Raw genomic sequence first — 13,222 nt, 5'->3', positions numbered from 1 at the left:
TTAATACCCAATTTTATAAATTTCATTATCATGAAACGACTACTCTTTGTATTCTTTTGTTTTGCCACGACCGTCTGGGGACAAAATACATACAATATTATTCCTCAGCCCGATACACTCATAGCCAAAAGCGGAACATTTGTAATTAGTAGCGAAACCCGAATTATTTTACAAACGAACGATGCTCCCACGGCGGCCGTTGCAAAATTATTGTCGAGCCAAGTAGCTCAAACAACAGGCATGAAGCTTTTTACCGAAGTTTCGTTACCAAAAGTGCCAAGAATTGACCCTAAAACCAAAAAAGCGATTCCTGTACCACCAATCACCAATGCCATTTTGTTTGTAAAATCGACCAAACCAATGTCCGAAGATGGCTACGAGCTTTCGGTCGAATCTAATTTGGTGACAATCACAGCGAGTGGTTCGCAAGGGTATTTTTATGCCCTACAAACGATTTTTCAATTACTCCCTGCTCAAATTTACAGTTCAAATAAAGTCAATGGCTTATTATTGAGCATGCCATGTGTAAATATCGTTGACAAACCTCGCTACCAACACCGTGGTTTTATGCTCGATGTGGGTCGTCATTTTATGCCATTATCTTTTGTGAAGAAAACCATTGATTTGTTGGCCATGCACAAAATGAATATTCTGCACTGGCACTTGACAGAAGACCAAGGTTGGAGAATTGAAATCATGAAATACCCTCGCCTCACACAAGTTGGCTCGGTACGTTCTGAGACAATTGAAGGTAAAATGTCTTATAATCAACCATTAAAGTTTGATGGAAAAGAACACTCAGGATTTTATACACAAGATGAAATCAGAGAAGTAGTAAAATATGCACAAGAAAAATATGTAACGATTATCCCTGAAATCGAAATGCCAGGACACGCTTTGGCGGCTTTGGCGGCCTATCCAGAATTAGGTTGTACGGGCGGGCCTTATGGCGTAGCTAAGATTTGGGGTGTAATCGAAGATGTTTACTGCCCTACTGAGAAAACTTTCAAGTTTATTGAAGACGTTTTGACAGAAGTTATGGACTTGTTTCCGAGCAAATACATTCATATCGGAGGCGACGAATGTCCGAAAATTACATGGCAAAGAAGTAAATTCTGTCAAGATTTAATGAAAGCTCAAGGTTTGAAAGATGAACACGAATTACAAAGCTATTTCATTAAACGCATTGATAAGTTTTTGACTTCAAAAGGTAGAAAACTAATGGGTTGGGACGAGATTTTGGAAGGTGGACTTTCGCCAAACGCTACCGTGATGTCGTGGAGAGGTGTGCAAGGCGGAATTGAAGCAGCCAAACAAAAACACGATGTAGTAATGACACCAAATTCGCACGTTTACATTGATTACTATCAGTCTCATGCCATAACAGAGCCTTTAGCAATTGGCGGTTTTTTAACTTTAGAGAAAGTTTATTCGTACGAACCAACGCCATCGGAACTAAAACCCGAAGAAACAAAACATATTTTGGGAGCTCAAGTAAACCTTTGGACAGAATACGTGGCCACACCCGAACACGCCGAATACATGACTTTCCCTCGTGCGTGTGCCTTATCGGAAGTTACGTGGACTCCATCTATCAATAAAAACTTCGCTGATTTTGGACGTAGATTAGAAGCCCACTTCAAGCGATTAGAGGTATTGAAAGTCAATTACGCCAAAAGTATTTTTGATGTAAAAGAAACAGCAACACCTAATAAAAATACACAAACCGTAGAAGTAAAGCTGGAGCCTTACGTACGTGATGCACAGGTGCGTTACTCGCTCGATTTCTCGAAACCGACGGCCAACTCCCCTATTTTTGTACCTCAGACATTCAATAAACTAACTACTGTAAGAGCAGCAATTTTCAGAAATGGCCAGCAAATCGGTAATGAGTTTGTAAAAACTTACAGAATGCCTGATAAGTGAGATAAAAGTTAATTTAGGCTTCATAGCCACAAATTCACCAAAGCCGCTTTGCCAATCTGCTGAGTGGCTTTGGCTGAATCATCCAAAATAATTGTTGAGCCATCTGCTCCCAAGTCCCAGATATTTCCTTGCAGAAAAACATTTACACCTTTCTTCACCCCCGCTTCATTTTTTGCTCTTTCGGCCATTGCGTGTTTTACCCAAGCTTCACCGAGTGTTAGTTTTCCGATGCTTCCTTTAGCATCAGCAGGTGTTTCTGCTCCCGAATAGCCAGTCCACTTCTTATTCCAATTGCCATAACCATTTGAATAAGAAGGAGTTACTACAAAATCGACGCCTTTTTGTTTCAAAACCTTGTACGATTCCGAAAACCAAGCATCGGCACAAACAAGTACACCCATTCGACCAACAGGAGTTTCAAAAACTGGAATATCTTCGGGTTTAGCTGGACACACAAACGATAGCTCATCGGCTGTTGGGAATACTTTTTTAATTAAACTCTGATTTAACTTCCCCTTAGTATCAAATACCATTGATGTATTATAGAGCAACCCATTGGTTGCTTTCAGCATACCATTTTCAACACTCGGATTAGGTAATAAAATCGAACCCGCTACGATTGTAACAGCATATTTTGCCGCTAACTCAGAGAAAACTGTCTGATAGATTTTTGCCATTTCGGCCGCTTTCATGGCAAATGCGGCGTATTTTACTTTATCTTTTACAGAATCTGGAGCAGAAACGAATGTTTTCGCAAACTTCCCGATATTACTCAGTACCATTGTTTGTATGCCTCCCTCTAAGGTTTTTGCTTGATACAAACTTTCCTTTTCGTTGGCCGCCACCAAAAAAGTACCAATATATTCAGGAAAAACTACGATAGTTTTCTCCGAAATCAGTAATTTGTTCTTCTGTGCTTCAATCAGATAAAACTCAATTTTTTGCTTAAAATTAGTTTCCGAAGCATAATCAACTGGCGTCATGAATGCTTGTACTCCAAGAATATTCCCCTTTTCGGTCGAATCTCCGTAAGACTCTACCACATCAATTTTAAGTGTTGGTGGTAGTGTTGTACCTTTATTTGTACTCGACCAAATCAGATAAACTCCCACCAAAACCAGTAAGATTAGTAGTATCGTTTTGAAGATTTTTTTCATAATCTATTATTTTTATGGCCATTTCTCAAAATATTTTGTCAAGATTCCTGAGCCTTTTCTTAATTTTGTTTTAAAATTGCACAAACAAGCATCATTGGGCAACATCAACAATAAAATAATTTTTACAGCAGACTGGGCATAAAACATGACAGAACCTTACATTGTCGGTATCACGGGCGGAAGTGCATCGGGAAAAACATATTTTTTACATCAACTATTGGGGTCTTTTTCAGAAGAAGAAGTTTGCCTAATCTCGCAAGATAATTACTATCGTACACAAGAATTTGTACCGAAAGACCAAAACAATATAGAAAACTACGACCTTCCAGAAGCCATTGATTTTGAGTTATATGCTCAACACATCAACGACCTCAAAAATGGCAAGACCGTTCAGCACAAAGAATATGTTTTCAACAATCCTAATGTTGTTCCGAAAACCTTGACCTTCAAGCCAGCTCCAATCATTGTAGTTGAAGGCATCTTTGTTTTCCATTCGCAGGAAGTATCTAATTTGCTTGATTTACGGGTTTTCATTGATGCTCGTGAGCATATCAAAATCAAACGCCGCATCATCAGAGATAACAACGAACGTGGCTATGACTTAACCGATGTACTTTATCGTTGGGAAAACCATGTAGCACCAACCTACGAAAAATACATTGAGCCAACCAAATACAGTGCCGACATCATCATCAATAATAATTTACACTTCGAGAAAGGTCTGGATATTCTTACTTCCTTCCTGAAAACAAAACTTCCTTGATTTGTCGATGAAATATAGCAAAAGAGGTGCTTTTTAGTTGTAAAAGCACCTCTTTTCGTATAAAAACAGGCACGTTTTTTGCTTAAAATTGTAAAAGTTCGCTATTGAAATTTTCAATTTTATACAAATGAAACGTATTTTATCCTTCGCATTGGTGGCTCTTATCGGAGCTGTTGTTTCCTGTAAAAAAATAAGTGACGAAGGCATTACTCCTCAACAAACCTCGCAGTTGGCCAAATGCCCACTCAAAAATGTCAATTCTGCCACTGGTACGCCCATTGCTTCTTTTGAATATACACTCAATCGCATCAAACGAATCGTCAATAAAGAAGATGGCGAGGTAGATGCCATTTTTACTTATAATATCAAAAACCAAATCGAAAAAATGACCATTTCAAATGGAAATGCGTTGGAAACTTACACCGTAACCTATGTATATGATGTAGCAACAGGGAAAGTTTCAAAAACTCGAACTTCGGTAAAAGACTACGAATTCCAAGTCAATGATTTTGTTTATGCAGGCGATAAACTCATCACTATCAATACAACTTTAAATATTTTTGGATATACAGTAAAAGGTACGTCTCGTGTTGAGTATCTCAACGATAACGTATCGAAGGTTTATACTAAAATGGAAGGCGAACCTGAGCTATTGGCTTATGAAGGTCTTAACTACGACACAAAAGCTCAATTTTATCCCGACGGCTATCGTACGATGGCTTATGGTTTTATTGGTCTGGCTAATAGTTATTTTGCATTTTTTGGACAAAATAACGCAACTTCAATCAAAATCTATGATGATAACGGTAAAGTAGATGAAGCCATCGAAACCGTTTATGAATACAACAAAACTGGGATTCCGACCAAAGGCACAAAGACAATCACGAAAGGCGAAAACAAAACCACACAGACCGTAGCTTACCAATATATGTGTAATTGAGTTGAGATAAGATAAACAAAGTCGAGAGAAAAACTGTTACTTTTGCAACAGCAAATTTTCCTATCAGTCTAAATTTTTCTTATGCAAAATATTCTTTTCTGGTTCAGAAACGACTTACGACTTCACGATAATGAGGCACTTATACAAGCAACCAAAGAAGGAAATGTAATTCCTGTCTATATTTTTGATGAACGTCAGTTTATTGACACACCCATTGGTTTTAAGCGTACAGGAGCATTTCGAGCCAAATTTTTAATCGAATCGGTAGAAAATCTTCGTACAAATCTCCGCAAAATTGGTTCTGAATTAATTGTCAGAATCGGCAAACCCGAAGAAATTTTGGCCAAAATGGCTTCCGAACTTCAAGTAGCAGCGGTTTATGCCAGCAAAGAAGTAACTCAAGAAGAAACAACCATCGAAGCCAGCCTTTCTAAGAGGCTCAAACCACTTAATATCGAAATCGAATTGGTGTGGATTGCCACACTCTATCACGCCCGTGACCTTCCTTTTCAGATAAACTTCTTACCCGATGTTTTTACTGAATTTAGAAAAAAAGTAGAACGTTCGGCCAAAATACGCCCGACCTTCGATGCTCCGAAAACCTTACCGAAAGTTGATAAAACGATTGAATCGGGCGAAATTCCGACTTTAAAAACGCTTGGTTTTGAGCAAAACGTAAAGGCCGACAAACGCTCAGTTCTGTCGTTTCAAGGAGGTGAAACCGCCGCTCAATATCGACTTGATGAATATTTTTGGGATAACGACTTACTAAAAACCTACAAAGAAACCCGCAATGGCCTCATCGGAGCCGATTATTCTTCCAAATTTTCAGCGTGGTTGAGCTTAGGCTGTATTTCTCCTCGTACGATTTATGAAGAAGTAAAAAAATACGAAAAAGAAGTTGCCGCCAATGATTCGACCTACTGGCTGGTTTTTGAACTTATCTGGAGAGATTATTTCCATTTCATAGCCTTGAAATTTGGTACTCGAATCTTCAAACCAAGTGGTGTGAAAAATGATTTAATGAAGCTTTGGAAACGTGATAAGGCCAATTTTGAGAAGTGGGTAAAGGGCGAAACTGGAGTGCCATTTATTGATGCCAATATGCGAGAATTACAGCAAACTGGCTTTATGTCGAACCGTGGACGCCAAAACGTGGCCAGTTTCTTGACCAAAGACCTCGGTATTGATTGGACTTGGGGTGCATCATACTTTGAGACACAACTCGTTGATTATGACGTGTGTAGCAACTGGGGAAACTGGAATTATTCGGCTGGTGTAGGCAACGACCCACGAGAAGACCGCTACTTTAATATTGGCCGCCAAGCCGATATGTATGATAAACAAGGCGAATACGTAAAACTTTGGCTACCCGAACTTGCCAATGTTCCAGCTGACAAAGTACATTTTGTGGGGCTATTGAGCGACAAAGAGCAGAAAGAATATGGCGTGACTTTAGGCACAGACTATCCAAAACCTATCGTTAATGTTAGTAAATGGTTAAAATCTTAAAAAAAATTCTGCAATCGACATCAAAAATATCCGCTTGCTGAGTTTTTTATCCATTTATAACATTTAGTCACTTGTATATCATTTTCAAATCATTACATTTGAATCAAAATTTAACCAATTACAAAAAAACGAATTAAAGACAATGAACAAAAGCACACTCATCATCGTTGGTATTTTACTCATTTTCGGGATGTACGGATGTAGCTCATACAACGGTTTGGTAGGAAAAGACCAAGACGTAAAAGGTAAATGGGCAAACGTGCAAACACAATATCAACGCCGCTCAGACTTGATTCCGAACTTGGTAAATACTGTAAAAGGTGCTGCCGATTTTGAAAAAAGTACACTTACTGCTGTTATTCAAGCTCGTGCAAGTGCAACAGCCGTAAATATCAAAGCTGACGATTTAACTCCAGCAAACATTCAGAAATTTCAGGCTGCTCAAGACCAACTAAGTGGTGCATTAAGCCGTTTGCTCGTTTCGGTTGAAAAATATCCAGATTTGAAGGCCAACCAAAACTTCTTGGAGCTTCAATCTCAACTCGAAGGAACTGAAAACCGCATCGCAGTGGCCCGTAATGATTTCAATACATCAGTGCAGACTTACAACTCATCTGCATTGGCATTCCCAACGGTTATTTTTGCCAAAATCTTTGGTTTTGCTGAAAAAGGATTCTTCCAAGCATCTGATTCAGCCCAAGCAGCTCCATCAGTTAAGTTTTAATTTATTAGTGTAAAAATAGATTGATAGCGACGTTGCGATGCAGCGTCGCTATTCTATCAAATTCCAAGAAATCAATAATGCTTTTGTCAGAAATTGAAAAAGAAAAGGTTATAACTGCCATCAAGCAAGCCGAACTTAATACTTCGGGCGAAATAAAGGTGCATATCGAAGAGCGTTGCCCTGAAGCCGACCCGTTTGAGCGTGCAAAGCAGGTATTCCAATATTTGAGCCTTGATACTACTGCTCAACGCAATGCTGTTTTGTTTTACTTAGCTCATGGAGACCGTAAATTTGCAGTTTTAGGCGATGTTGGTATCGACAAAGTTGTACCACCTAATTTTTGGGAAAGCACACGAGATACTCTCCGTCTGTATTTTGCTCAAAATGATTTCAGTGGTGGCTTACAAATGGGAATAAAAGAAGCTGGTTTTCAGTTGAAAAAGTATTTTCCTTATCAAAGCAACGACATTAATGAGATTTCGGATGATATTTCGACCGAACAAATACCTTAATCTCAACCATTAGTTTATCCAGCAATTCTCTATTAAATATCCGCACGCATTTAACATTGACTCTGGCTACAATACAACAAAGCCATTAACTGATAACTAATAACAAATAATTGTGGTTTGCCACTTAAACTTCTCGATGCTTAACAGATTTTTCATATTTCTTTTTCTTATTCAAAGTTTTGTCTTTGCACAAGATATTCCACAGAAGCCAAATCCTCCGAGATTTGTCAATGATTTGGTAGGCGGATTATTGAGTCAGGGCGAAATCAACCAATTAGAACAAAAACTAAAAGCATATTACGATTCGACCTCTACGCAAGTAGTTATTGTAATCGTAAAAAGCGTTCAACCCTATGACATCAGCGAATATGCCGTCAAACTCGGTAGAGAATGGGGAGTTGGACAAAAAGGTAAAAACAATGGTGTTGTATTTTTATGGGCTCCTGGAGATAGAAAAATCTTTATCGCCACAGGCTACGGTGCAGAGGGTGGTTTGACAGATGCTTACAGCAAACGAATTATCGAGCAGGTAGTAAAGCCCAATTTTAAGCAATTACGCTATTATCAAGGTCTTGATGAAGCAACGAATAGCATAATTAAGTATTTATCGGGCGAATTTGATGCAGACCCTGCCGAAGAAGGTGATTTGGGTGATGTTATTTTTGCTATCATTTTCTTTATCATTATAGGATTGATTATCTTGTATGTGATTGGAAAAATGAGTGGAGGTAGTAAAGGTGGCGGAAACCGTGGAGGTGGCTTTGTGCCTTACACAACCTACACAGGTTGGGGAAGTTCGTCGGGTGGATGGTCAAGCGGTGGTGGAAGTAGTGGTGGAGGTTTCGACTTCGGAGGAGGTAGTTTCGGCGGCGGTGGTGCTGGCGGAGATTATTAAAGTAGTTTTGAAAGATAAAGTAAAAAAAGAGCCTTTCTCGGAAGGCTCTTTTTTTACTTTAAAATATTGGATATTAGTCTTTTATAAAATTCTTAATTTTCAATTCTTATTTCCTCACCACAATTCCATCAACTTTAAAACTCTTCTTTTTACCGATAAACAATTCTTGCCAGCCTTCTATTTGGTAATTTGTAAGATGATTTTTATCAAGCGTCATCAAAAGATGTTTCTCTGACTGATACAGATAGTTTTCGGTTTGTAGCAAAGCCTCAATGTGTTTTACGGTTTTATCTTCATCAAAAATAATTTTCAATGATTTTACGGGCAGGTTTTCGCTTTCTTTAAGCGTATAAATCGCCATTTGAGGAGTTTCTTCTTTATTATAGCTTAATTGATACGACTGCTTGTTTAAATCGGCTTGTAGAAAGAGTTCGAGTTCTTTTTGCCAATCAATTTTATTGGTATTCAATACTTCTTTTTTGTCTTCAATTACTAAATTTTTGTGCGTAAGCGGCTGGTTTTTATTTAATTCTGCTATTTGCTGAGTTATAAGGCCCGCCAAATCGAAATATGTTTTTGTAGAATTTTGGTTTTCGGACTCCGTGCATCCGATTAGTAATAAGCTGATAAAGAGCAGTTTACGCATTACAAATAATTGATAATTGAGAGTTGATAATTGCAAATATTACCAACCTCTGTTAGTATTAAAAATATAACATTATTTTATCGGTTGAGCGTTCCTGTACCCCCTAAAAAAACTTAACCCCACCGCTATCGAGAGCAGTGGGGTAAGCGTCCATCTATTCAACCCTAACCTATTAAACTATGAAAACTTAATATTCTTCTTGAAAGTTGAGTCTTAGCGACCTAACATTTCGATAGCTACTGGAGCTTCGGCCTGCTGTGTGTCTGTTGACTCAACGTTTGATTGGTAATTCCATAAAACTTTAATTACTGAGGCGGTTGTTGTTACTTTCTGCTTCCAAACCTTCGCTTCACTGCCACGTACTTTATTAAGTTTTACTTCGATGTTTTCTACTGCTGTGATAAATGCTGCTTTCTTGTCGGCACTCAATGTTATGAATTTAGACGGAGAGGCATTATATAAAGTCACTACTTCTGTGAAAACATTCCAATCATTTGTCTTAACTAATTTCTTCGCATTTTTTGTCATAAAATTTGCGAAACTTGCTTCAGCACCTCTAACTAAAATTACTTCGTTTTTGGCTGAATCACGGTCATTTGCTTTAACAATATTTGCAGTAGTCAATAATGACCCGAATACCAATGCAAATATAACAGATTTAAATGAATTTTTCATTGTTTTGTCTTATTTTCCTTGTGGATAACGATGCAAAGGTATAAGAAAAAATAATACAATCCAAATATTGTCTATGGCCGACAACAGAATATTGTTCTAAAATTATTTGGATTTTTCTAATATTACAGAAATTTTAAGTAAATTTTTAATGCAAAAACAAAATAAAATTCGTATTAAAAAAATGCAACTTGTATTTTATTCTAAAAATAGCAAATGTGAAAATTCTTTAAAAAGTACAATCATTCGTTGTAAAAATTCATTGTTCTCTCTACACCAATTGTGCAAAAATTCAAAATTATTTCGCCAACACGGTCTAATCTATCGACAAGCTGAATCATTTCGTCGTCGTTGAAGGCTTTTAAGACATATTCTACTTGCTTGCCCGCATGGAAATTATTGCCTATTCCGAACCTCAATCGGTTATAAGCATTTGTACCTAACTTCTCTTCGATATTTCGCAAACCGTTTTGCCCACCGTGCGAACCTTTGGTCTTTAGGCGGAGCTTTCCGAATGGCAAAGCAAGGTCGTCGCAAATCACCAGTAGGTTTTCGGTCGGAATTTTCAGAGCTTGCAACCAATAGTTGATAGCATTGCCACTGAGGTTCATGTAAGTGGTTGGCTTGATGCAGTAAATCTGTTTTCCTTTATACTTAAACTCGGCCGTGTAAGCGAGGCGTTCCATCTTAAACGAAAAGCCTTGTTGTGCCGCGAGCCTGTCGAGGGCCATAAAACCAACGTTGTGTCGGGTAAGTGCATATTCTGGACCGATATTGCCAAGCCCAGCTATTAAATATTTCATAATACCTCTGTTTGTAAATAATTTTTGTGCAAAGTTCATAAAATTAGCAGAATTAGTCTATCAATTTATTAGATTTACACCCAGATTTATTTTAATTAAAAAACCTTTCCCGATTTGTGGCAGGAGTATGAACCGACTCATTCTTAGTAATCCTTTACTTGATATTACACTCAATCGTTTGTGCCAGCAATTGATTGAAAACCACGGAGATTTTTCGAATTCAGTAATCTTGGGGCTGCAACCACGAGGCATCTACTTGGCCGAACGCATCACCAAAAAATTAAGAGAAGAAACAAACATTGATATAAAACTGGGGTATTTGGATGCTACTTTCTTTCGTGATGATTTCAGAAGAAGAGATACGCCCCTAAAACCCAACGAAACCAAAGTGCCTTTTGTGATTGAAAATAAAAAGGTGATTTTGATTGATGATGTGCTGGCGACTGGCCGAATGGTTCGTGCGGCAATTGATGCAATGCAAGCCTTTGGTCGCCCCGAAAAAGTGGAGCTTTTGTGCTTAATTAACCGCCGTTACGAAAGAGATTTGCCGATTCAGCCCGATTATACAGGTATGCGTGTAAATACGCTTGATACGCAGCGTGTATTGGTAGAATGGAAAGAACAAGGCAACGAAGAAGATAAGATTTGGTTGATTGGTTGATGCTTTTGGAATGAGATTTGTAAATATGTTGAAAATTGTGGTTAAAAATGAAAACCATAATGAGGAATAAAGTACATATACATTTATTAGAAAAATGTCGAAGCAACAAAAACCCGCCAAGAATACGCCCGTAAAACCTGTTAATCAAACAAAAGTTAGTCCACCGAAGACTTCTTCGGGGATAAACCCAACGATTTTATTGATAATTCTGGCTTTGCTGACATTCATAGCCTACGTTGGAGCATTCAAGAATGGTTTTGTAGAATGGGATGACCAACATTATGTAACGAATAATGATTTGGTGCTAAATCCAACGGGAGCAAATATCAAAACTTTGATGGGGCGAATTGTGGCTCTCAACTACCACCCTATCACGATGCTTTCCTTGGCATTGAATGTGATTTTGTTTGGTAAAGGAGCAACTTCTTTCATTGTTACGAATGTCATTATTCATACTATTAATACAGTTTTGGTTTTTAAGTTTATCCAAAGGCTTACCGAAAGCAAAAACATCGTGGCTTTTCTGACGGCTTTGGTTTTTGGCCTTCACCCGATGCACGTAGAATCGGTGGCGTGGATTGCTGAGCGTAAAGATGTACTGTATGTTTTCTTCTTCTTGCTTTCGTGTTTGTCTTACCTGAGATTTCGCAAAGAAAATAACAATAAATGGTTGATTATTAGCCTTTTACTATTCATTTGTTCGGCTTTATCTAAGGCAATGGCTGTGCCTTTACCGGTAGTATTATTATTGATTGACTATTGGCAAGGCCGAGAATGGCTTTCTGTAAAAAACTTGGTTGAGAAAAGTGCGTTTTTTGCCGTGGCTCTTTTCTTTGGTTTGATGTCAATCAATGTACAGGCGGGCGGAGATTTCTATGGTTTGCTTACGATGGAACTCAAAAATAAGGCACTTGCCAATCCACCGTTTTCGGGTTTAGAGCGAGTTGCTTATCCGATGTTTGGTTATTTAAAATATCACTTGATGGCAATTTTGCCTTTTGGACTTTCTAATTTGCATCCGTATCCAGTTTCGGGAAGTGCCACTAATCCTAAATATTTTCTGGCGATTGCATTCTTCATTGCATCCATCGGCATCATGATTTGGTCGTATAGCCGTAAGAAATACATTTTCTTTGGTTGGGGATTTTTCTTGGTTACAATCTTTTTAGTATTACAATTTCTATCGGTTGGTAAGGCATTTATGGCCGAACGATATTCGTATTTGCCTTATGTGGGTTTATTTTTTATGATTTTTTACGGAATTGATGAATACTTTCAAAAACCCAATGTTTTACTCACAATAGGAAGTGTTTTTGGCGTTTTCTGCTTATTTCTGACTACTCAACAAGTAAAAACTTGGAAAGACAATTTTAGCTTGTGGAGCAATGCTTACGAGCAATATCCTGAAGATAGTAGCATTTTGGAGTCAATGGCCGATGAGTATGGCCGACAAGGACAATATGATAAAGTGCAGGAGTTTGGCGAAAAAGCTTTGGCAATAAACACCAATAGCTATCACACTTACGAGATTTTAGCCAATGTTTATGCCTTGAAAAAAGACATTCCAAAGTCATTACAGATGTACGACAAGGCAATTGCTCTTGATTCTACCGTAGGAAATGTGTATTTCAATCGAGGAATAACGCTCGTAGAGAGCAATCCAGCAAAGGCGATTGAAGACTATAATAAATCAATGAGTTTGCCATCTCACGATAGACTTTTTAAGATTAGAGGAGCGAGAGCGTATGCGTATCTGAAACTCAATAAGTTTAAGGAGGCCATCGAAGATTATACGTATGTGATTGAAAACATTGATACGAATCCTTCGACTTACTACACCGATAGGTCGATTGCGAAGTATAATCTGAATGATAAAGTTGGGGCGATTGCCGATTTGAAACAAGCTGTTTCGCTCGACCCATCGAACCAAATTGCACAAGAAAATTTGAAGTTAATTTCTTCTCAAAAATAAAAAAGAGTGCCGCCAATGGTGGCACTCTTTCTGTTTTCA

At 38.1% G+C, this 13,222-nt stretch carries 13 protein-coding genes; 9 read left to right on the top strand and 4 right to left on the bottom strand.

What is annotated here, in order from left to right:
* Positions 1–30 precede the first annotated feature (30 nt).
* On the top strand, positions 31–1,926 hold the full coding sequence (locus IEX65_RS23750) for a beta-N-acetylhexosaminidase (RefSeq protein ID WP_188770085.1): 1,896 nt from the start codon (positions 31–33) through the stop codon (positions 1,924–1,926).
* A gap of 20 nt (positions 1,927–1,946) precedes the next feature.
* Here the strand turns inward: IEX65_RS23750 and IEX65_RS23745 are convergent, their stop codons facing one another.
* Complete coding sequence (locus tag IEX65_RS23745) at positions 1,947–3,083, bottom strand: carbon-nitrogen hydrolase family protein (RefSeq protein WP_188770083.1); 1,137 nt, start codon at positions 3,081–3,083, stop codon at positions 1,947–1,949.
* A 145-nt stretch (positions 3,084–3,228) separates the two neighbouring features.
* Here IEX65_RS23745 and udk point away from each other — a divergent pair, with 145 nt between their 5' ends.
* The 6 genes from udk to IEX65_RS23715 all read left to right on the top strand — a co-directional run bounded on the left by udk (position 3,229) and on the right by IEX65_RS23715 (position 8,429).
* The gene (gene udk / locus IEX65_RS23740) at positions 3,229–3,846 is read left to right on the top strand and encodes a uridine kinase (RefSeq protein WP_188770081.1); all 618 of its coding nucleotides are present in this window, start codon (positions 3,229–3,231) and stop codon (positions 3,844–3,846) included.
* Positions 3,847–3,973: 127 nt separating this feature from the next.
* Complete coding sequence (locus IEX65_RS23735) at positions 3,974–4,786, top strand: hypothetical protein (protein WP_188770079.1); 813 nt, start codon at positions 3,974–3,976, stop codon at positions 4,784–4,786.
* A gap of 81 nt (positions 4,787–4,867) precedes the next feature.
* Complete coding sequence (locus IEX65_RS23730) at positions 4,868–6,298, top strand: DASH family cryptochrome (protein WP_188770077.1); 1,431 nt, start codon at positions 4,868–4,870, stop codon at positions 6,296–6,298.
* A gap of 142 nt (positions 6,299–6,440) precedes the next feature.
* Entirely contained in the window at positions 6,441–7,022 is a 582-nt protein-coding gene (locus IEX65_RS23725) for a LemA family protein (protein WP_188770075.1), read from the top strand.
* Between the two features lie 77 nt (positions 7,023–7,099).
* On the top strand, positions 7,100–7,534 hold the full coding sequence (locus tag IEX65_RS23720; RefSeq protein ID WP_188770073.1) for a TPM domain-containing protein: 435 nt from the start codon (positions 7,100–7,102) through the stop codon (positions 7,532–7,534).
* A 136-nt stretch (positions 7,535–7,670) separates the two neighbouring features.
* Positions 7,671–8,429: a TPM domain-containing protein gene (locus tag IEX65_RS23715; RefSeq protein ID WP_188770071.1), complete on the top strand. Its 759-nt coding sequence runs from the start codon at positions 7,671–7,673 to the stop codon at positions 8,427–8,429.
* Positions 8,430–8,535: 106 nt separating this feature from the next.
* On the opposite strand, the gene IEX65_RS23710 is transcribed toward IEX65_RS23715, so the two are convergent.
* The 3 genes from IEX65_RS23710 to pth all read right to left on the bottom strand — a co-directional run bounded on the left by IEX65_RS23710 (position 8,536) and on the right by pth (position 10,550).
* Positions 8,536–9,075, bottom strand: coding sequence for a hypothetical protein (locus IEX65_RS23710; RefSeq protein ID WP_188770068.1), 540 nt, complete (start codon positions 9,073–9,075; stop codon positions 8,536–8,538).
* Between the two features lie 213 nt (positions 9,076–9,288).
* A complete protein-coding gene (locus IEX65_RS23705; protein ID WP_188770066.1) occupies positions 9,289–9,750 on the bottom strand; it encodes a hypothetical protein in 462 nt (153 codons plus the stop codon).
* 239 nt (positions 9,751–9,989) lie between these two features.
* Complete coding sequence (gene pth, locus IEX65_RS23700; RefSeq protein WP_188770064.1) at positions 9,990–10,550, bottom strand: aminoacyl-tRNA hydrolase; 561 nt, start codon at positions 10,548–10,550, stop codon at positions 9,990–9,992.
* 127 nt (positions 10,551–10,677) lie between these two features.
* Between pth and pyrR the strand changes: the two genes are divergently transcribed.
* Complete coding sequence (gene pyrR / locus IEX65_RS23695; RefSeq protein WP_188770062.1) at positions 10,678–11,211, top strand: bifunctional pyr operon transcriptional regulator/uracil phosphoribosyltransferase PyrR; 534 nt, start codon at positions 10,678–10,680, stop codon at positions 11,209–11,211.
* A gap of 94 nt (positions 11,212–11,305) precedes the next feature.
* Positions 11,306–13,183, top strand: a complete 1,878-nt coding sequence (locus IEX65_RS23690; protein ID WP_188770060.1) for a glycosyltransferase family 39 protein — start codon at positions 11,306–11,308, stop codon at positions 13,181–13,183.
* The last annotated feature ends 39 nt before the right edge of the window (positions 13,184–13,222 follow it).

The organism is Emticicia aquatilis (genome assembly GCF_014644295.1).
Lineage (GTDB): Bacteria > Bacteroidota > Bacteroidia > Cytophagales > Spirosomataceae > Emticicia > Emticicia aquatilis.
The sequence above is the reverse complement of the archived record's forward strand: the minus strand, read 5'-3'. Positions and strand labels throughout refer to the sequence as shown.